This is a genomic window from Lacticaseibacillus rhamnosus (assembly GCF_900636965.1).
Classification (GTDB): Bacteria; Bacillota; Bacilli; order Lactobacillales; family Lactobacillaceae; genus Lacticaseibacillus; species Lacticaseibacillus rhamnosus.
In genome coordinates this window covers 1-21,013 of record NZ_LR134331.1, presented here as the reverse complement: position 1 = coordinate 21,013, position 21,013 = coordinate 1, and the positions used below count along the sequence as shown (strand labels likewise).

Genomic DNA, 21,013 nt, shown 5'->3' with positions numbered 1-21,013 from the left:
TGTTTCACCGCAACAACTGCAAGCATCTATCAGCGCCCACGCTTGGCATCAAATACGCTTGCCAAATGATACGAATGGTTATCAGCTTTTGTCAATAGCTAACAGATAAACGTCGTGAAACGGCCATTAAACGTCATTCCGGGCGAAATTTTAACGATTATCGCCGAATTCGCGACGTTTAAATAAACTTTCACCAAAAACAAGCAGAATGGGGTAGATTTATTGTACGGGACGAACTATTTCCCTGAGCAAGTTGCTACAAGGGGTAAACGAGTACAAATAATGGGAAATCCTCATCAAATTTTCCAAGGTACTACACCCTTTCATCTTTCTTGAAAGAAGAACCTTTATCAATTCGTTCCGTAAAGGATAAAGGTTCTTTTGTTGTCTTATTTGATTCCGTAAACTTTGAACCTGATTGGCACGCCGATTTGAATCTTTTCCTGTTTAGTATTTTGATGTCTGAAATCCCGCTCCTTTCCGGAAAGGTTTGGCTTTGCAGTGCTATTCATGCAACTTGGCACATCTCTGCAGGCATCCTCTTTGGCACATCGGTATTAGGCTTTTCTGAAACAAACCTTTTCTTCAGGTCAGTACCAACCACCTCTACTCAGTGGCTAACCGGTGGCACATTCGGCATTGAGCGAAGCAATATTACATTGCTGCTGTTCACCTCGCTTATCCTTATTGTCGCTTGGCATTACCGCCAGCAATTTAAAGACTTGCATCGTCAGGTTAAGGACTATCAACTCGGCTAACATATCGCTGTGTGACGCTATCAAAAAGGCCGCTATTTAGTTAGCGACCTTTTTTGCTGACGTCGATAATATTCTCATTCAAACTTTTTGTCGTCCATAGCCTTTCAGCGTTGCGCGAATCGCCAATCCTAATGCAACAACTGCGATGCTGTATAAAACGACCATGCCATAAAACTTACTAATCGGGTTCCAGAATAACGGCCAGAAGACTTGATACAGCCAAAAACTGACCACCAACAGACCCCAAAATACGTTGATCCAAATTTTCTTCATCCCTCGCGCCTCCTTGCCGTGAACGCGGTATTATCTCGCTTAAACCATTGGCGATGCCGGTTCATGATAATATTTGTTGATCAAATGATAGGCCGTCGCTTGTAGTCCGACCATTAAGATGATGGTGAAACCGAATAACCATGCCGTCCACAGCAACGAAACCGGGCCGCTGGTGGCGCTTAAGGCTGTTACCGAAGTCCCCGGTGTGCGGCCAACGATTAAGGTTGGAAAGACACCAAGGAAAATCGTGTAAATAAAGCTGGCCATCGTTCCAACGCTTAACCAAAACGCAAGCCGTTGTCGCTGGCGGAAGATGGCCCAGGTTTCAACACCAAGAAACGCAACTAGTAATAGCAACAGGAGTGAGACGATAACCGGCCGATTGGTGAAAAAACGGGTGTTAAATGGCAACAAGACCACAAACCCACCAACCGCCAGATAAAGTGCCCAGGTCGTGCGTTTCAAGGCCACCGTCAACTGAACCGCAACGTCTTTTTTGACTTTTTTAATCACGCGGGTCAAACCGACATTCAAGCTTAACAAGACGGCTAAAATACCGCCCAATAGGCTGAACGGGGTCAGAATATCGCCCATCCCGGCATAGACGAAGCCATTACGAATCGGTACGCCGCTGACTGTCGAGCTAAACACGATCCCGAGTAAAAACGGCGGCATCAAACTGCCAACAAACAGTGCCCAGTCCCAAAACTGATTGTAGTGGCGACTGTGCCATTGATTGCGATAATCAAACGCCACCCCACGAAAGATTAAAAAGAACAACATGAGGAAGATGAGCGGGTAATAGCCGGATGTTAATGCCGAATACCAGCCCGGATACGCCGCAAACATCACGGCAAAGGCAGTGACTGCCCAAGTTTCGTTACCACCCCAGACCGGACCGGTTACCTTCATGATTTGTTGACGCTTTGCTAAATCATCGCCCACAAAGAAGGTCGCCATTCCGGCCCCGAAGTCAGCGCCATCAAGTACAAAGAACAACATCAGCTCAGTGGCAATAATCCCAAGAAAAATGACTTGTAAATTCGAAAGACTAGGCATGACTGAACGCCTCCTTGGCAAATGGATCCGGAATTTGGTGTTCTTCCAGATAATTACCGTCAATCTCCGGCAGTCCGCGCGTTACCGTACGATGCGAAATATAAATCATGGTGCTAACCAGGAACACATCCGCAACGAAAAACATGGCTAGACTCGTTGCCGCTTCAGTAACCGTGAGACTTGGTGAAACCGCATCGTATTGCGTCAACAAACCATAAACCACGAACGGATAACGGCCAACTTCAGCCACAATCCAGCCAGAAGTAAACGTCAGGTACGGAAGCCATAATGTCCACCCCAAAGCACGCAACGTCTTAGGGTGAGCTTCAATGCTAGACTTGCGCCGATGCAACATAACCGTGGCAAAAAGAGCAAACATCGTGAAGAAATAGCCCGCATAAACCATGAGATGCATCGTCCAAAACAGCAAGGTAACTGGCGGATAATAATTCATCTGCCCGTCGTAGGATTTAGCAACTGTCTTATCGAACTTCGCGTGGTACATCTTAGCAACCACGTTCATCCCAGGCATAGCTCCGGTAAAAGTATTCTTCCCAAAATAAGTGCCTAAATTCGGAATAGAAACTGCCTTAACCGTCCGATCCTTTTCATTGATCAAAGCTGCCATTGCCCATGGCGCTCCGGTTGTGGCGCTGCCTTCCGTGTTGTAGCGCCCTTCAATCGCCGTAAACTTCATGGGTTGCAGCGCTGCCGTGGCGGCTCCTTGATCATCGCCTTGAGCCGGTTGTAAAAAGGCAGCTGGCAACGCGATGAGCAACCCGATCTGCACGGCAATTTTAAACGCCGCTGTATCCCGTTTATGCAGAATCTGCCAAGCAGAAACGCCTGCTGTGACAAAGCCGCCGGTGATCAGAATGGCAAATAAAACATGCAAAAATTCCGGCTGGTACTGCGGATTCTGTAGCAACGTAATCAAACTATTCAACCGCGCGCGGCCATTTTCCAAGTGAAAGCCATAGGGATTCTGCATGAAGGCATTAATTGCAATAATCCAAACCACTGAAAACAGCGATGCCCCTAACATGCCAACCCCTAACCAAGCATGGGCGCGCTTTGGCAATTTACCCCAAGTAAACCGCCATAAGCCAATGATGGTTGATTCGATGAAGAACGAAATCATACTTTCAATCGCCAACGGTACCCCAGCGACATCGCCCATCAACCGTGTGAATGCCGACCAATTCATCCCAAACTGAAATTCCATAATCAACCCGGTCACAACGCCAGTACCGAAACTAAAGAAGAAGATTCGGCTAAAGAACAGCGTCAACCGACCGAATTTTTCCGTATCCCCACGGCCATAAGCATATAAAAATTCAAAAATCATGGTTGTCAGCAACATGCCGACAGTCGTTGTGACAAACAGAAAATGCGTGATGGCGGTCACCGCAAACTGCATCCGCGATAAATTCGTAACTGCTAGTGGAACCGTCGCTAATGTGAGCCCCATTTTGATCACCTCTGATAATCAAAATCCTAATATCATGGCATTTTGTCCTCCTGATCACCGTCATTGTAGAACCAAATCAAATTTTTATATAACGATAAGCTTGTGATTTTATATTCAATTGAAGCGCTACCGAATACTGATATATTAGCTATCGTTTGTTCTTAACGTCTTTCCAAAATAACGCATGTTCGCTATAACAAGCATCTCGTTCTGCCAGACGTTCGATGTTCATTAATATTTCTATATTTTGCATGAATTCCTTCAATCCGTTAAACTAAATTAGTAATATATCTTGAAAGGAGCTATTTCGATGGCAAAAATTGCTGTACTCGTTACCGATAACTTTGAAGATGCAGAACTGACTTCACCAGTTAAGGCTTTGAAAGATCAGGGGCATGATGTGACCTTGATTGAAACACAAGCAGGCAAACAAATTACCGGTAAGCATGGTGCAACGGCAACCATTGACACAACGATTACCGATGTTAAACCTGAAGACTTTGATGGTTTGCTGCTACCAGGCGGGTTCTCACCAGATGAGCTCCGTGCCGACGACCGGTTCGTTAACTTTGTCAAAGCATTCCTGTTAGATGACAAACCGGTTTTCGCCATCTGCCACGGCCCACAATTCTTCATTCAGACTGGTTTAACCAAGGGGCGGACGATGACAGCCTACACCACGGTCCGTCCAGACTTGTACTACGCAGGTGCGATTGTCAAAAATGAACCGGTTGTTGTGGACCACAATTTGGTCACCAGCCGGACACCGGATGACTTGCCGGAATTCAATCAGGCAATGTTAGCCCAGTTAAAATAATTTAAATTTTTCCATAACGCGTTCGCCAGCGCAGGGATCTGCGTGTAAGGACCTTGGGCGCAATGGTCAAAAACCCCGGCCATCACGCTCAAGGCCACCTATGTTCTGATTTACGCCCATAACGCGCTCCCCGGCGCAGGGATCTGCGTGTAAGGACCTTGAGCGCAATGGCCAAAGCCCGGCCATCACGCTCAAGGCCGCTTACACTCCGATCCCTACCCGCGCCGGCTCGCGCTCACCAAAAAAAGGATGCTCCTGCTTTTTAGCGGGAACATCCTTTTTAAATACTTGATTAGTCTTCTGAAACAAATGGCAGAAGACCCATAATCCGCGCTCGCTTGATTGCGATCGTCAGCTTACGTTGGTTCTTAGCGCTGGTGCCGGTTACCCGACGTGGCAAAATCTTGCCTCGTTCTGAGATGAACCGATCCAACAAATTCGTGTCTTTATAATCGATGTATTCGATGTGGTTTGCGGCGATGAAGTCGACTTTACGACGACGACGGCCACCACGGCGTTGTTGTGCCATGAGAATTCCTCCTTCTCTATCAAAGATTCCAAGCGAGTAAAGGGGTTAACATGCATCCCTTACCCTAGATAGTATGACCAAAAGTCACACGTTAGAATGGCAGATCATCATCGGAAATGTCGATCGGTTTGCCGTTATTGGCAAATGGATCAGGATTAGCAGCATTACCATTGTTACCTTGGTTCTGACCTGCTGCCGGGCTTTGTCCCGGATTCGATGATGGTGCATTACTTGGGGCGCCTTGAGAGCCAAAGCTAGGCGGATTTTGCGGCTGGTTGTTACCAAACTGCTGTCCCCCGCCATAGTTCTGATTTCCCTGACCTGCTGGATTAGCAGGTTCAGATGGCCGCTGTTGGGTGGTTGCCCGTGATTCCAGTAACGCAAAGTTTTCAACGACAACTTCGGTCACATAAACTTTCTGTCCTTGCGCATTATCGTAAGTACGTGTTTGAATGTGACCTTCAACACCAACCAATGATCCCTTCTTGGTAAAGTTAGCGAAATTCTCCGCTGACTTACGCCAGATCACACAATTGATGAAGTCGGTTTCTCGTTCGCCGTTTGCACTGCGGAACTGGCGATCAACGGCCAAAGTGAATGAACCGACAGCTGTCCCACTTTGCGTATAGCGCAAGTCAACATCTCTGGTTAAACGACCTGTCAATGCAACACTGTTAAGCATGCCGTAGCGCCCCTTTCAAAAAGTTACAATTAGTCTTCCCGCTTCACGATCATGTGACGCAGAATATCATTGTTGATCTTGGCAAGACGATCAAATTCATTGATCGCTTTGTCATCTTCTGCAGACAAGTTCACGATATGATAGAGACCTTCGTTGTACTTGTTGATCTCATATGCGAGCTTACGCTTTTGCCAATCCTTGGAATCAATGATGCTGGCACCATTTTCCTTCAAAATATTGTCAAAACGTTCAACCAATTCGGTCTTTGCAGCTTCATCCAGATCCGGACGAATGATGTAAGTGACTTCATATTTGGTTTCAGCCATGACGATTCACCTCCTTGTGGACTTTAGGCCCCGATCGTTTGCCGGAGCAAGGAGTAATAAGGCTACAAAAATAGCCGGATACTCACGAATTAAAATTGTAGCATAAATCTCCGGGGATTACTACTGCTAAAACGGTAAATCATCCGTAGCAATTTCTGCCGGTTCAGCTGGTGCCCCCGGTGGCATACCGTCAGTTCCGGTCGCTTGCATGGAACCACTACGCCGACTCTCGGTCATGGCACGCGACTCCAGCCAGGCAAAATTATCGACGACTACCGAAGTCCGCCACTGCTGTTCGCCTTGTTTATTCTCGAAATGATTATTGCTGATTCGGCCGGCAATCCCGATCAACGAGCCTTTTGTTGTCGAGCTGGCAAATGTCAGTGCGCGTTTGCCAAAGATCACGCACTCAATAAAATCGGTTTCCCGTTGTCCGGTTTTACTTTTAAAAACCCGATCCACCGCTAACGTAAAGCGTACTAGTTCCAAATCAGCAGCAGTTTTAAACACTTCTGGTTCCTTCGTCAGACGGCCGGTTAAACTCACATTGTTTAACATGATAACTCTCCCCCTCAAATCTCATCGTGCTATTTTTCACTGTCTGCTATACATTACGCAAAAAGTGCTATGCTGGATGTAAGCGAATTCAATTTTTGGAGGGATTACGATGCCCGCTTATACGTTAGATCAATTCAGTCGCATGATTGACCATACTAATTTACATGCTGATGCAACCCACGTAGTTTTGAAACGGTTCTAAAGAATTAAGCAATAACCTTAGCACAGATCTTGAGACCAACTGAGAACCTAAATAATCAAGAAAACAAAAGTCAATGTCAAAATCTATATTTCCAGTGAGCCTTTCATACCACCCAGCATAATTATTGTTGCTTATTCAGAACGCTTACTTCTGTTTGCGTGAATTGCTGAAGTGTAATTGGATATCCAACTAACATATTACGTATCTTGTTATTATGGAAATAAGCGAAAGTTGGTGTTCCATGAAACTTAAACGGACTGAGTGATTCCAGAATTTGTTTATAGTCATCAGCTGTCGTCTCCGTGAAACTCTCGTCCATATTCATATAGTATATTGGGTGCTTAGCCTCACTTATAAACTGCTTCAGCGTACGAGAAACTGCTCGACAGTATGGGCACTCCTTAAAACCAAAATAAACGACAAAATCAGAAGAAGCATCCCCACTATTGACTAATTCCAAGTACTGATCAGAGTCAATCTGCTTCACACCATTTATATTGTTTAAATATTCTTTTTCTGTTACCTGGGGTATGTCGGCATCTTCGTGTGCAGATACCCTTATAGGATTCAACAGTAGAGTAGTGCCTGGTGATTTAGGCTGCGGTTTCTGGCCGAATTTCAGTCACTTTATAGTTGATTTGATAATGCAGGCCACCCTGTTCGACCACAATAGAAATTGGTACAGAAAAAAGCTTAAGGAGGAGGTCGATATTTGCCAATGCAATCGCGCTATCCACCGTTACCACCAAGGACTCAGCCGTTCTGGTGTTCACTAAGTCAAGCCCAAGTGAACCTTTCAAGAAGGCAAACTTGCGCTCAATGGCACCGCGACGGTTTTCCGCACTGACATCGGCTTTGCGCTGTTTCGGATCCACATGTTTGGGCTTTCGACCCAGCTTTGGCCCATTAAGTTTAATGCCTAGCTTCTTACACAGATTGATGTTATCTCGCGTGCGATAGAGAGTATCGACCAGCACCTCATCCGGATATTCACCCACTAGGTCAAAAGCATGGTCAAGCGTTACTTCAAGATCAGTGCTTTCGTTAAATGAATTGAAGTCGAAACGCTCTACATCAATCACGCCATCCAACATGGAACAGTCAATCTTGGCGCCAAACTCAACGGACTGCTTTGCCTTACCTCGCACGATTGGCCGGATATACGGCTGTTGAAGGCTAACGATGCGATTCTCGACATGGTGAGTGTGGTTCTCAAACATGAAGAGCTGCTGCTCATAGACTTGTTTAATCACTTCCAGACGCTGTGCTTGCCAATCAGTGAGCTGACCGCCTTGCGCAAGCAGTTCCGCCACATATCGCAGATCTCTTCGGATGTATTGTAGCTGAGCCTGAAGCTGTTTGCGGCGTTCCTTGTTTTGACGCCGCGGTTTCCTCGAAAAAGCGGTCCACTTACCTTTTGCTTCACGTCTGTACGTCCGCGGAATTTCCACACCTAACCCGTGGGCCAGATCTGTGACCATTTGTTCGAGATTCAAACGACTCTGGTTAAGCAGCGTTGTATCTTGGGGATACTTGATCTTGACCGGAACGGCAGTCGCATCACTAATCAAAACATGTGTCCCCTCAGGTAGATCGGCCTCCAACCGCTCGCGCGTGAAGTCATTAGTAATGTTGCGGATCAAATCTGAGATGGCTGAAAGCCGTTGGCGAAAGTGCACCAACGTTGTGTGTTCAAATGGCTTCTTAGCGCGATATTCGGGTAATCCGATGAAGTACTGATAGGCTGGTGTATCACGGATATCGTCGACAACTTGGCGGTCGGTCAGGCCTTTCTTCAACTGGATCAACGTTGCGCCATAAAGCAATCGAAATGGCTTCGCTGCTCGGCCGGTTTTTGAAGGGAACTGTAATTGGTATGCCTCTTCAAGTTTGGCCCATGGGATCAATTCTGCATATTGAACCCACTCGTTGTCCGGGCTGAGCGGTGTTCCCAGAGCGCTTCCAAAGGATTCAAGTGATAGTTGCGTTGCTTTTTGACGATAAACCATGATCAATTCCTCCGATAGGTCAGCGATAAGTGCAAGGGTAAATCCCAAAGCATAGGCATTTCGGGCAAATAAGGCTTACACTTATTATACACTTAACTATTGTCAAAGCCTATCATGAAAGTACTTTTATAGTTTTTCACCATCCACTAGAGTAAAGGTTATTATTCCGATAAATCCAGCTATTGCAAGTTTAATGATTTTTTTCATTTGAGTTTCACTCCTTTTGAATTTTTTAATCATTCTTCTAAAAAAGCTGACACAAATACGTGTCAGCTTTTTCGCATCCGGCAGGTCTACTACCTTACCACCAGCATGTCGCCCAGTAACCCGCTCCCGTAGCTAAACCACCTGCTCCACCTGCGCCCAGAGCGGTGAGGAATCCACCGGGAAGTCCACCAACGAACCCGCCAACAAAAGCATTTCCCATTGCTTTATTAGCTTCGTTCGCTGAGCATTTACCACGGCCACCATTGATACCTTGGAGTTGATCCTCACCTAAGGCATCGTACAAACTAAGAGTTGTCGTCATCATATTCGCTCCATTTCTTTATTTTTTAGAAAACTAGTTTTCCTATGTAGTGCCTGGTGATTTAGGCTGCGGTTTCTGGCCGAATTTCAGTCACTTTATAGTTGATTTGATAATGCAGGCCACCCTGTTCGACCACAATAGAAATTGGTACAGAAAAAAGCTTAAGGAGGAGGTCGATATTTGCCAATGCAATCGCGCTATCCACCGTTACCACCAAGGACTCAGCCGTTCTGGTGTTCACTAAGTCAAGCCCAAGTGAACCTTTCAAGAAGGCAAACTTGCGCTCAATGGCACCGCGACGGTTTTCCGCACTGACATCGGCTTTGCGCTGTTTCGGATCCACATGTTTGGGCTTTCGACCCAGCTTTGGCCCATTAAGTTTAATGCCTAGCTTCTTACACAGATTGATGTTATCTCGCGTGCGATAGAGAGTATCGACCAGCACCTCATCCGGATATTCACCCACTAGGTCAAAAGCATGGTCAAGCGTTACTTCAAGATCAGTGCTTTCGTTAAATGAATTGAAGTCGAAACGCTCTACATCAATCACGCCATCCAACATGGAACAGTCAATCTTGGCGCCAAACTCAACGGACTGCTTTGCCTTACCTCGCACGATTGGCCGGATATACGGCTGTTGAAGGCTAACGATGCGATTCTCGACATGGTGAGTGTGGTTCTCAAACATGAAGAGCTGCTGCTCATAGACTTGTTTAATCACTTCCAGACGCTGTGCTTGCCAATCAGTGAGCTGACCGCCTTGCGCAAGCAGTTCCGCCACATATCGCAGATCTCTTCGGATGTATTGTAGCTGAGCCTGAAGCTGTTTGCGGCGTTCCTTGTTTTGACGCCGCGGTTTCCTCGAAAAAGCGGTCCACTTACCTTTTGCTTCACGTCTGTACGTCCGCGGAATTTCCACACCTAACCCGTGGGCCAGATCTGTGACCATTTGTTCGAGATTCAAACGACTCTGGTTAAGCAGCGTTGTATCTTGGGGATACTTGATCTTGACCGGAACGGCAGTCGCATCACTAATCAAAACATGTGTCCCCTCAGGTAGATCGGCCTCCAACCGCTCGCGCGTGAAGTCATTAGTAATGTTGCGGATCAAATCTGAGATGGCTGAAAGCCGTTGGCGAAAGTGCACCAACGTTGTGTGTTCAAATGGCTTCTTAGCGCGATATTCGGGTAATCCGATGAAGTACTGATAGGCTGGTGTATCACGGATATCGTCGACAACTTGGCGGTCGGTCAGGCCTTTCTTCAACTGGATCAACGTTGCGCCATAAAGCAATCGAAATGGCTTCGCTGCTCGGCCGGTTTTTGAAGGGAACTGTAATTGGTATGCCTCTTCAAGTTTGGCCCATGGGATCAATTCTGCATATTGAACCCACTCGTTGTCCGGGCTGAGCGGTGTTCCCAGAGCGCTTCCAAAGGATTCAAGTGATAGTTGCGTTGCTTTTTGACGATAAACCATGATCAATTCCTCCGATAGGTCAGCGATAAGTGCAAGGGTAAATCCCAAAGCATAGGCATTTCGGGCAAATAAGGCTTACACTTATTATACACTTAACTATTGTCAAAGCCTATCATGAAAGTACTTTTATAGTTTTTCACCATCCACTATGTATTAATCTAATATCTTAATAAAATATTATAAACGCTTTTCTTTCCAAAAAAATCTGTATAATACATATTACAGTCTAATAAGGGAGATTAAACACTATGAAAAATGCAAAAAACAAAAATTCCGTTATTGGTATATTTATTTTATTTTCAATCCTGATCTATTTATATGGTAACATCTTCGTCAGTCCAAACAACTGGTTAAACCCTGTTGCGCTCGTTGTTAGCCTTATGATAGGTGGAATCGCTGCAGCGGTGTTTTATCATATGGTTAAAAGAAAAAATAACTAAAAATCATTATATTTATTTTGTGCTTTTCAACTAAAATTGCTCACACTACCAACGTAAAGCGCACTGGTTCCAAATCAGCAGCAGTTTTAAACACTTCTGGTTCCTTCGTCAGACGGCCGGTTAAACTCACATTGTTTAACATGATAACTCTTCCCCTCAAATCTCATCGCTCTATTTTTCACTGTCTGCTATACATTATGTCAAAACTATGATGTTTAACGTAAATGGATTAGCGATCAAAAATTTTGGGGAGCAAGCTACGAGCCGCGTGAAAAACGAGGCACAAAAATACCGTTCGAACTGGCAAACTACCCATTCGAACGGTATTTTCATTGACGCTTCAACGCATCTTGGTTCAGTTAGGCTTCATCGCCATCGTCAGGTGCAGGTTTATCAGTCTCCGCACGATCTAACAGTTTGTTAACCTGTTCATCGGCATTGCCTGCATACTGCCCGTCAGCCGGTTGCGCATGTTCATCAGTTGGTCCGGCTTGCGGATCGGTTGGCTGATCCGGTTTGCTGCTGTCGTCTGGATCGTCGCTTTCCGGTTCGACCTTAGCCATGGTTGCAACCTTGGCATCATCGTCGACCCGAATCAACCGAACGCCTAGTGTTGCCCGACCAGTTTGCGAAACATTTTGGATATTGAAGCGAATCATGACCCCAGAGTCCGTCATTACCAGAATATCTTCGGTGCCGTCAACTGTTGTGACCCCTGCCAGCGGACCATTCTTCTCAGTAATATTCGCGGTCTTGATACCTTTACCGCCGCGACCCTTAATTGGATATTCCTTGGCAGCGGTGCGCTTACCGTAGCCTTTTTCGGAAATAACAAAGACTTCGGAATCCGGCTTAAGGATATCGGAGCCAACCACGTAATCGTGATCACGAAGGCGAATGCCGCGAACCCCGGTGGCTGTCCGACCCATTGACCGAACATCCTGTTCCTTAAAGGCCACACTGTAACCCAAGTGCGTGCCGATCAAGATGTTATCCTGTCCAGACGTCAAAATGACATTGTTCAGTTCGTCTTGATCCTTCAAGTTGAGCGCAATCAGACCGTTGCTGCGGATATTGGCAAATTCCTTGACCGGTGTCCGTTTAACCACACCGTTTTGGGTGACGAAGAATAAATAGCGGTCATCATTGTCGCCTTCGTGAACGTTAATGACTGTCTGAATCTTCTCGCCCGCACCAACACCTAGCAGGTTAATGATCGGGATTCCTTTTGCCGTCCGGCTGTATTCTGGAATCTCATAACCCTTGCTGCGGTAAACTTTGCCTTTGTTGGTGAAGAAGAGCAAAACATCATGGGTTGAAGTGGAGATCAGGTGTTCGACGAAATCATCGTCATGCACGTTCATCCCTTGAATACCACGACCACCGCGATTTTGCGTCTTGAATTCACTGGTTGCCAAGCGCTTAACGTAACCGTTATGACTCAAGGTAATCACGACATCTTCTTGCTCAATCAGATCTTCATCTTCAAGACTCAGCACTTCACCGACCAGCAGTTCAGTCCGGCGCTTGTCACCGAATTTCTTTTGAATATCAAGCAGTTCATCATAAATAATCTGGTGAACACGTTCCGGTTTAGCCAGAATATCGGTGTAGTCGGCAATGGCTGCCTCCACATCTTTATACTCGCTTTCAACCTTGTCGCGTTCCAGACCAGTCAACCGCACCAGCCGCATGTCCAGGATGGCCTGACTTTGCTTATCGGACAGATTGAACTTGTCCATTAAGATGACTTTTGCTTTGTCGCCGGTTTCGGAACTGCGAATAATCGTAATGATTTCATCAATATGATCAAGCGCAATTCGCAAGCCTTCGAGAATATGTTCCCGTGCCTTGGCCTTCTTCAGGTCATATTGCGTCCGCCGCCGAATGACATTTTCCTGGTGATCCAGATAATATTGCAGGATCTGTTTCAGGCTCAATACCTTTGGCGCACCATTGACAATCGCCACCATGTTGAAGGAAAAACCGGTTTGCAGCGGTGTCAGTTTGTAGAGATTATTCAAAATAACTGAAGCACTGGCATCGCGGCGGACATCAATGACAATCCGCATCCCATCACGATCGGATTCATCACGCAAGGTGACAATGCCGTCAATTTTCTTTTCATGGACCAAATCAGCAATCCGTTCCACCATCTTGGCTTTGTTGACCATGTAAGGAATTTCGGTAATAACAATCCGTTCGCGCCCGGACTTTTCAGTTTGAACGTCGACTTTACCACGCAACACAATCGTTCCGCGACCGGTTTCGTATGCGTGGCGAATACCGGACTTGCCCATGACAACACCACCGGTTGGAAAATCGGGTCCCGGCAATGCCTGCATCAAGTCGGCGGTGGTGGCATCAGGATGATCCATCAGCACATGCAAGGCCGAAATCGTTTCCGACAGATTATGCGGCGGAATATTGGTGGTCATCCCAACCGCAATCCCGGTCGCACCGTTGACCAGCAGATTCGGGAAGCGCGCTGGCAAAACAACCGGTTCTTTTTCGGTGCCATCGTAATTATCCTGAAAATCAATCGTGTCTTTGTTGATGTCGCGTAACATTTCGACGGCAATTTTACTCATCCGGGCTTCGGTGTAACGCATCGCCGCCGCACCGTCACCGTCAACCGAGCCAAAGTTCCCGTGGCCGTCAACCAGCATATACCGGTAACTAAAGTCCTGCGCCATCCGCACAAGCCCTTCATAAATCGAGCTGTCACCATGCGGATGGTACTTCCCCATGACATCCCCGACGATCCGCGCACTCTTCTTGTATGGCTTCTCCGGTGTGACCCCGAGTTCATTCATGCCATACAGAATCCGGCGCTGAACCGGTTTGAGGCCATCACGTACGTCAGGCAATGCCCGCGCCACAATGACACTCATCGCGTATTCAAGGAATGATTTACGCATTGTTTCGCCGAGATTCACATTCGTAATCCGGCTTTCTTGGCGATCATCCATTAAGCGAAAAGTCTCCTCTCAAAAGTTCTCATTTTACCTGTCTGCATCCTAAAAGCGATCTATCATACGTCAATGTTGTTCGGATCAACAAAGACCGCATTTTCTTCGATAAACTTCCGCCGCGGCTCAACATGATCGCCCATCAGCATTTCAAAAATGCCATCTGCTTGTTCAGCATCTTTTGGCGATACCCGTAAAAGTCGGCGCGTGTCAGGATCCATGGTGGTTTCCCAAAGCTGGCTGGCGTCCATTTCACCAAGCCCTTTATACCGTTGAATATCCGGCTTTGGGCTAGGCGGCAGTTGCCCCAGAATATCCTGTAGCTCTTCATCGGAATCGATGTAGCGCATCATTTTACCTTGACGCAGGCGATACAACGGTGGCTGGGCGATATACACGTAGCCAGCATCAAGCACCGGCCGCATATAGCGATAAATCAGCGTCAGCAACAACGTCCGGATATGGGCGCCATCGACATCGGCATCGGTCATGATGATCAACTTGTGATAACGGGCCTTGCTAATGTCAAAGTCCTGACCAAAACCGGTGCCCATCGCCGTGAATAACGTTCTGATTTCTTCATTGGCCAAAATACGTTCCATGGAGGCTTTTTCAACATTCAGAATCTTACCGCGAATTGGCAAAATCGCTTGGGTCAACCGGCTGCGTCCCGACTTAGCCGAGCCGCCAGCGGAATCCCCTTCGACAATGAACAATTCGGAAATTTCCGGATCTTTACTGGTGTTGTCAGCTAACTTCCCTGGCAGATTGGAGATTTCCAAGCCGCTCTTCTTACGCGTTACTTCACGCGCCCGTTTAGCAGCTAAGCGGGCTTTGCTGGCAAGCATGGCCTTGTCAATAATGAGCTTGCCGTCAGCCGGATGTTCCATAAGAAATTTGTTGAAGTGATCGGAGAAGGTACGATCAACCACCGTGCGGGCATCCGAGTTCCCCAGTTTGGTCTTGGTCTGGCCTTCAAACTGCGGATCAGGATGCTTGACCGAAACAACTGCGGTTAAGCCTTCCCGAACGTCATCCCCACTGAGCGGATCATCGCTGTCTTTAAGCGCACCGGAACGCCGAGCATAATCATTAATCACCCGCGTCAGGGCCGTTTTAAACCCGGTTTCGTGGGTACCGCCTTCGTAGGTGTGAATGTTATTGGCAAACGTCAACAGCGTGCTGTGATAGTCATTCGTATACTGCAGCGCGACTTCAACCGTAATGCCTTTATCCTGACCTTCCACATAAATCGGTTCCTGCAGCAGGTTTTCTTTCTTCTTCGTCAGGAAATCAACATAAGATTTCAAGCCGCCTTCATAATGAAACACCAGCTTTTCATGAGTCGCCGCACGCTTATCAGTAAACGTCAGCTTAAGCCCCTTATTCAAAAAGGCCAACTCACGAATCCGCGTTGTCAGGACTTTATCATCAAACGTTGTGGTTTCCGTGAAAATATCCGGATCCGGCTGAAAATGAACCTTGGTGCCATGCTCATGCTCCGGTGCCGGGCCAAGTTCTTTCATCGGCGTGTTAACCTTGCCACGCACAAAGTCGATGTAATACCGTTTGCCGCCGCGAACAACCGTCACGTCCAGATTCGTTGATAGCGCATTGACAACCGAAGCGCCGACACCATGCAAACCGCCGGAGACCTTATAGCCGCCACCGCCAAACTTACCACCGGCATGCAAAACCGTATAAACCGTCTCAAGCGCCGGACGACCGGTTTTTGCCTGAATGTCGACTGGAATCCCACGGCCGTCATCGGTAACGGTCACACTGTTATCCGGGTTGACTTCAACTTCAATTCGCGTTGCAAACCCAGCCAACGCTTCGTCAATCCCGTTATCAATGATTTCCCAAACTAAATGATGCAATCCTTGACTGCTAGTTGAGCCGATGTACATTCCTGGGCGCTTGCGAACCGCTTCGAGTCCTGACAGCACCTGAATTTGACTAGCATCATATTCTGCTGCCAGTTCTTCTTTCTTTTCTTCGGCCGATTCTTTCTTGTCCGTCACTGGTTATCCTCCTCGTATCGTTTACAGTTGCTCACGCCTGCTTCGTCAAAACGCCATCCTGCACCTGAAAAATAGCGGGCGCCGTGATGATTTCCTTTTGAATGCCATCCAGACTGGTCGTCGTCAGAAACGTCTGAACCTTGGCTTGAATGGCCTTCAATAAATGTGTCTGGCGAATAGCGTCAAGTTCAGACAAAACGTCATCCAGTAACAAAACCGGATATTCGCCTGTCTGATCCTTCATTAAGTCGATTTCGGCTAATTTAACTGCCAAAGCCGTGGTGCGCTGCTGGCCTTGGCTGCCGAAATTAGCAACATCCTTATCATTGACAATAAACAAAACATCATCGCGATGCGGCCCGACCAAACTGGTGCCTTGCTCGATTTCCCGCGACTGCTGCTTTGCAAACAAGGCACCTAATGCTTCATAGACCTGCTCACTATCTTGTCGAAGATCCGCAGTAACCTGAGTCTGATAAGCAAACTGCAACTTTTCGCGTCCCTTGGTAATGTCTTGTTGAATGGCAGCAGCATAATCCGACATGGTCTGCAGCAATTTTGCCCGCGCCGTGATCAGCTCGGCTCCAAACGCCGCCAACGAATCAGTCAAAACGTCTAAATACACAAGATCCTTGGCTTGATGGTATTTCAGCTGTTTTAAGTATGCGTTTCGCTGTTTTAGAAACGTTTTGTATTGGCTCAGATTATAAAGATACTTGGGACTCATCTGGCCAAATTCCATGTCGATAAACCGCCGTCGCCCAGCCGGACTGCCTTTGACAATCGCCAAATCTTCCGGTGCAAACAAAATGACATTAAAATGCCCTAAGTATTGCGACAGTTTTGACTGTTCGATCCGATCAATCCGCGCCCGCTTACCTTGATGACTAATAATCAATTCCAGCTGATGCGTCCCACTTTGGCGACTGATCTGACCGGAGACGCGCGCAAAATCACTACCAAAGCGAATCAACTCTTTATCATTGTTGGTCCGATGGCTGCGCGCTAACGCCAATACATAAATCGCTTCAAGCAGATTCGTCTTGCCTTGCGCATTTTCACCGATCAAAACATTGATCTCAGGTGAAAATGCCGTATCAACCGTTGCGTAATTGCGATAGTTTTTTAACGTTAAATGATCCAGCTTCATGCGCTCACGATCACATAGGTCTGATCGGCAACTTTAATCTGATCATCCGGATACAGCTTCCGGCCACGACGGTCTTCAGCTGCCCCGTTCACGGTTACCGGGTGCTCACCCAAATACCACTTAGCCGCACCGCCGCTATCAATCAAACCTGCCTCTTTCAGAAACTGGCCCAATGTCAAAAATGCGGTGGTGATCTTGATGGTTGTCATCGTCGTCGCCCTCCAATCCGAAATGTATCGGCAAACCACCAGAAACCGTGATTTGCCGCTAACGAACACAAATTAATTATACCCTTATACCAAGTAAAAAACAATTCAAAACGGGCATTTAAGCGGCTCTGAGGCAATTTAAGCCCAAGACGCCCCCCTAGACTAAAAACACTTAGAAAGGCCAAAAACAGCCAAATTTTTAGTTTTATCGTTTTTAGCCTAGCCTAAAGCCGTTTCTGCTTATGAATAACTGTCTATTCTCTGGATTAGGTCTCGCTTTATGCCAAAAGACAGTTAAGCTCAGTCTTTAGACGTCAAGCTAAGTTTTGTTAATTCCATCGACATCCAAAAAATAGCGGTGCCTAAATTGACTATTTGCAAGCGCTTTTATACAATATCATCGTAAAAATGTCGTTCAGCTTTACGATTTTTATTTTAAATTATTTGATATTTCCATGGTTGGCAGGGAAAATCAGTAAATAAACTATTTATTAAATACAATAATTATAAAGTCGCCAATTAACTTTTATATTTTTGCTTGCCACGTGGAAACCGTCTATACAAGGAGGAAATTATGGCGCCCACTATGAAATCAGTTTTTGGAATGTTTGTGGCCTTTTCTGTAACTATCTATGTCTACGGTAACATCATGGCAGATTTCCGTAATTGGTTGAGTTTACCGTTAATACTTGTCAGCTTGCTAATTGGTTGCCTTGCTGCGAGTCTCTATTACCGTTTTGGCAAGCGGAAATATTAAATTTCATCGATCCTCGGCATATCGTTGAAAGCTATCAAAAAAGATTCCAGAGCTTTGCACACTCTAGAATCTTTTTTAATTGGCCCTGTATTTGCGTTTTTCTATTGCCTAGAACGTCCGCACCGGCGTAATCAACTGAATAAACTTCTCTTTATCTTCGGTTGGAACCAAGGTGAATGGCCGCAGCGGTGCCGTAAAGTCAACTTCAATCGCTGTTTGGCCAAAGCCTTGCAGCGCGTCCTTCATGTAATCAGGGTTGAAGGAGATTTCCAGATCCTGACCGGTCAGCTTGTTGAAGCTTAAGACTTCTTCGACATTCCCGACATCTGGCGAATTACCATAGATGGTTGCTTTTTGCTCGCCAATGTTGAGGACTAAACGCACGACGTTATTGCTGCTTTCGTGACTCAGCAAGCTGGCCCGCTGAATGGAAGCTAGCAGTGCCGGCGCATCGAACTCGGCTTGCGTATTGCTGGATGTTGGAATAAGGCGACTCGTGTCTGGATAATTGCCTTCAAGTAACCGCGAATAAAAGGCGGTTTGGCCAAATACAAATAATACCTGGTTCTCGGCAATGCGAATTTCGATTTTAGTCACATCGTCACCTAACATGCGACTTAGTTCTGTCAGACTTTTACCAGGAATGATGATGTCGTAATCGATATTGCTTGCTGCTGGCAAAGTTAGGGTACGTTGCGATAACCGATGCGAATCGGTCGCAACGGCAACGAGTTGATCGCCGGTAATCGTTAAATGCACCCCGGTCAGAATTGGCCGACTTTCCTGAGTGGACACGGCGATAACGGTTTGGTTAATCAGTTGGCGCAAGACGTCAGCCGGAACAGATAAGGCTTCATCTGCGGTAATTTCCGGTAGACGCGGATAGTTGTTCGCATCTTCTCCACGAATCGTAAACTCGGAAGCCCCTGAAGTAATGACCGTTTGAAAATTGTCCTTTACTTCTACTGTCATGGTGCTTTCTGGCAGCCGTTTAACGATTTCGCTGAAGAAGCGCGCTGGTAATACAATTTCACCAGTGCTGCCGATTTGTAAATCGTTACTTTCATCAGCAGCGTTAATGGTTGACTCAATCGAAATATCAGCATCACTACCGGTCAGCACTAGCCCTGTATCATTGAGCACGATTTTTAACCCTGTCAAAATCGGGATCGTGGTTTTGGTTGAAATAGCCCGGGAAACGTCATTCAAGGTTTTCAAGAATGTGGATCGGGTAATCGTAAATTTCATAAGAGCCTCCTGTACGTCGTTTTATATATATAATATAAAGCTTTTAAAGTAATAGTAATAGGGCGTGTTCAAACTGTGGATAACTTTGCGGAACAGCAAATCATGAAGTTATGCACCTGTGGATAAGTGATAGGGACAAAAAGTTCTGTTTCTGGCAGTTGTCCACAAGTGGATTAACCACGATTTTTCAGGATATTTCGTAGTTCGACCACATGTGCTTTTAAATCTTCGTTGGTGGTCATGGCAGCCATGATTTTTTCGTGGGCGTGAATGACAGTCGTGTGATCTTTTCCGCCAATTTCCTGGCCGATTTTCGGTAAGCTATTGTCGGTCATCTCTCGTGCTAAGTACATGGCGATTTGCCGGGGAATAACAATTTGTTTAACCCGCTTTTTGCCTTTTAGATCCTGAACGGTGACTTGAAAATATTTGGCGACCGCATCGAGAATCTGCGGAATGGTGAGTTGACCGCTGCGATCGTCGAGCTTAAGGGCTTTTAGTGCATCTGCCGCTAAACTGGTTGTGATGTCCTCGTTCTTCATCGTTGAAAAGGCCTGAACCCGAACCAGCGCCCCTTCAAGATCACGGACGTTACTTTCAATTTGCCCGGCAATGTATGAAAGCGTGTCATCCGGAATACTGAGATCTTCTGCATTGGCTTTATTGCGTAAGATGGCGATACGGGTTTCAAGATCCGGCGGGGTGACGTCAACGGATAATCCTTTATTGAAGCGAGATACCAGACGTTCCTGCAACTTAGGAATCTCATTAGGCAGGCGATCACTGGTTAGGACGATTTGCTTCATATTTTCGTATAACGTATTAAATGTATGGAAGAACTCTTCTTGCGTGGCTTCTTTGTCACCGAAGAATTGAATATCATCAACCAACAGCAAGTCAACATTTCGGTACTCTTGACGAAATTGTTCTTGCTGTTTTGTTTGGATGGAATTAATGAAGTCATTGGCAAAATTCTCGCTGGTGACATATTTAATGTTGGCAGCGGGATTATTTTCCAAGACCAGATTCCCGATCGCCTGCATCAAATGCGTTTTTCCCAAGCCAACGCCGCCGTAAATAAACAGCGGGTTGTAAGTCGTACCAGGCGCCTCAGCTACTGCTAAAGCCGCCGCGTGAGCCATTTGGTTACCCTTACCAATCACGAAGCGGTCAAAAGTATATTTCGGGTTTAAATGCGTTTTTGCCTTAAAGGTCAGTTGTTGGTCATCATCGTCATCGGTTACTTGATGCTGATGCGTGGAAGCGGGCTGCAACTCGTCTTTGGTCATGATGACAGGATCGACTTCTAATTGGGCAAACTCATAGACGCCTTCCACCACTTTGGTAACCAGATTTTTCTCCCAGTAAGCCTTGTGCAAAGATGCAGGTACTTCGATTTCGAGTTTATCTTGGGTCAATTTGACCGGCTTGGCTGTTTGAATCCATGTGCTGTAACCGACTGGGGTCAACTCTTCACGGAATTTATCATTCAGGTAAGCCCAAAGCTCCTCTAAATTGGGCAT

The 21,013-nt window shown here is 46.5% G+C and carries 19 protein-coding genes and 2 pseudogenes; 3 read left to right on the top strand and 18 right to left on the bottom strand.

Features of this window, described 5'->3' with window-relative positions; translation table 11 throughout:
* Positions 1-332 precede the first annotated feature (332 nt).
* A complete protein-coding gene (locus tag EL173_RS00125) occupies positions 333-758 on the top strand; it encodes a hypothetical protein (protein ID WP_005690370.1) in 426 nt (141 codons plus the stop codon).
* A gap of 78 nt (positions 759-836) precedes the next feature.
* Here the strand turns inward: EL173_RS00125 and EL173_RS00120 are convergent, their stop codons facing one another.
* Genes EL173_RS00120 through EL173_RS00110 form a run of 3 tightly spaced genes read right to left on the bottom strand, consistent with a single transcriptional unit; the run spans position 837 to position 3,561 of the window.
* Positions 837-1,031, bottom strand: coding sequence for a hypothetical protein (locus EL173_RS00120; protein WP_005685667.1), 195 nt, complete (start codon positions 1,029-1,031; stop codon positions 837-839).
* A gap of 39 nt (positions 1,032-1,070) precedes the next feature.
* Positions 1,071-2,090, bottom strand: coding sequence for a cytochrome d ubiquinol oxidase subunit II (gene cydB, locus EL173_RS00115; RefSeq protein ID WP_005690372.1), 1,020 nt, complete (start codon positions 2,088-2,090; stop codon positions 1,071-1,073).
* Positions 2,083-3,561 carry a cytochrome ubiquinol oxidase subunit I gene (locus EL173_RS00110; protein WP_005690374.1) on the bottom strand — a complete coding sequence of 493 codons (1,479 nt, stop codon included), beginning with the start codon at positions 3,559-3,561 and terminating at the stop codon, positions 2,083-2,085. Before EL173_RS00110 ends, cydB begins: the two co-directional genes overlap by 8 nt.
* 310 nt (positions 3,562-3,871) lie before the next feature.
* On the opposite strand from EL173_RS00110, the gene EL173_RS00105 reads away from it, so the two are divergent.
* The gene (locus EL173_RS00105; protein ID WP_005685670.1) at positions 3,872-4,378 is read left to right on the top strand and encodes a type 1 glutamine amidotransferase domain-containing protein; all 507 of its coding nucleotides are present in this window, start codon (positions 3,872-3,874) and stop codon (positions 4,376-4,378) included.
* Positions 4,379-4,670: 292 nt separating this feature from the next.
* Here the strand turns inward: EL173_RS00105 and rpsR are convergent, their stop codons facing one another.
* The 4 genes from rpsR to ssb (EL173_RS00080) all read right to left on the bottom strand — a co-directional run bounded on the left by rpsR (position 4,671) and on the right by ssb (EL173_RS00080) (position 6,473).
* On the bottom strand, positions 4,671-4,907 hold the full coding sequence (gene rpsR / locus EL173_RS00095) for a 30S ribosomal protein S18 (protein WP_003568467.1): 237 nt from the start codon (positions 4,905-4,907) through the stop codon (positions 4,671-4,673).
* A gap of 91 nt (positions 4,908-4,998) precedes the next feature.
* A complete protein-coding gene (ssb, locus tag EL173_RS00090; protein ID WP_005690377.1) occupies positions 4,999-5,589 on the bottom strand; it encodes a single-stranded DNA-binding protein in 591 nt (196 codons plus the stop codon).
* 29 nt (positions 5,590-5,618) lie between these two features.
* Complete coding sequence (gene rpsF, locus EL173_RS00085) at positions 5,619-5,915, bottom strand: 30S ribosomal protein S6 (RefSeq protein WP_005685677.1); 297 nt, start codon at positions 5,913-5,915, stop codon at positions 5,619-5,621.
* A 126-nt stretch (positions 5,916-6,041) separates the two neighbouring features.
* Complete coding sequence (gene ssb / locus EL173_RS00080; RefSeq protein ID WP_005690380.1) at positions 6,042-6,473, bottom strand: single-stranded DNA-binding protein; 432 nt, start codon at positions 6,471-6,473, stop codon at positions 6,042-6,044.
* A gap of 109 nt (positions 6,474-6,582) precedes the next feature.
* Here ssb (EL173_RS00080) and EL173_RS00075 point away from each other — a divergent pair.
* Positions 6,583-6,669: pseudogene (locus EL173_RS00075) on the top strand (deoxyribose-phosphate aldolase); the annotation flags it as partial.
* A gap of 127 nt (positions 6,670-6,796) precedes the next feature.
* Here the strand turns inward: EL173_RS00075 and EL173_RS00070 are convergent.
* The 11 genes and pseudogenes from EL173_RS00070 to dnaA all read right to left on the bottom strand — a co-directional run bounded on the left by EL173_RS00070 (position 6,797) and on the right by dnaA (position 21,013).
* Entirely contained in the window at positions 6,797-7,246 is a 450-nt protein-coding gene (locus tag EL173_RS00070; RefSeq protein WP_204987108.1) for a PedC/BrcD family bacteriocin maturation disulfide isomerase, read from the bottom strand.
* A gap of 22 nt (positions 7,247-7,268) precedes the next feature.
* Entirely contained in the window at positions 7,269-8,684 is a 1,416-nt protein-coding gene (locus EL173_RS00065) for an IS5-like element ISLrh2 family transposase (RefSeq protein ID WP_019728464.1), read from the bottom strand.
* A 301-nt stretch (positions 8,685-8,985) separates the two neighbouring features.
* On the bottom strand, positions 8,986-9,216 hold the full coding sequence (locus EL173_RS00055) for a hypothetical protein (protein WP_005690384.1): 231 nt from the start codon (positions 9,214-9,216) through the stop codon (positions 8,986-8,988).
* Between the two features lie 58 nt (positions 9,217-9,274).
* Positions 9,275-10,690, bottom strand: coding sequence for an IS5-like element ISLrh2 family transposase (locus tag EL173_RS00050; RefSeq protein ID WP_019728464.1), 1,416 nt, complete (start codon positions 10,688-10,690; stop codon positions 9,275-9,277).
* Positions 10,691-11,173: 483 nt separating this feature from the next.
* Positions 11,174-11,272: pseudogene (locus EL173_RS00040) on the bottom strand (single-stranded DNA-binding protein); the annotation flags it as partial.
* 217 nt (positions 11,273-11,489) lie between these two features.
* Positions 11,490-14,102 carry a DNA gyrase subunit A gene (gene gyrA, locus EL173_RS00035; protein ID WP_005690388.1) on the bottom strand — a complete coding sequence of 871 codons (2,613 nt, stop codon included), beginning with the start codon at positions 14,100-14,102 and terminating at the stop codon, positions 11,490-11,492.
* 62 nt (positions 14,103-14,164) lie between these two features.
* Positions 14,165-16,126 (bottom strand): DNA topoisomerase (ATP-hydrolyzing) subunit B, encoded by a 1,962-nt coding sequence (gyrB, locus tag EL173_RS00030; RefSeq protein WP_005690389.1) that lies wholly within the window; start codon positions 16,124-16,126, stop codon positions 14,165-14,167.
* A 31-nt stretch (positions 16,127-16,157) separates the two neighbouring features.
* A complete protein-coding gene (gene recF / locus EL173_RS00025; RefSeq protein ID WP_005690390.1) occupies positions 16,158-17,276 on the bottom strand; it encodes a DNA replication/repair protein RecF in 1,119 nt (372 codons plus the stop codon).
* Positions 17,273-17,485 carry a S4 domain-containing protein YaaA gene (gene yaaA, locus EL173_RS00020; protein ID WP_005690392.1) on the bottom strand — a complete coding sequence of 71 codons (213 nt, stop codon included), beginning with the start codon at positions 17,483-17,485 and terminating at the stop codon, positions 17,273-17,275. The genes recF and yaaA overlap by 4 nt, the downstream gene beginning before the upstream one ends.
* 865 nt (positions 17,486-18,350) lie before the next feature.
* Complete coding sequence (gene dnaN, locus EL173_RS00010; protein WP_005690396.1) at positions 18,351-19,490, bottom strand: DNA polymerase III subunit beta; 1,140 nt, start codon at positions 19,488-19,490, stop codon at positions 18,351-18,353.
* Positions 19,491-19,663: 173 nt separating this feature from the next.
* The gene (dnaA, locus tag EL173_RS00005) at positions 19,664-21,013 is read right to left on the bottom strand and encodes a chromosomal replication initiator protein DnaA (RefSeq protein ID WP_005685692.1); all 1,350 of its coding nucleotides are present in this window, start codon (positions 21,011-21,013) and stop codon (positions 19,664-19,666) included.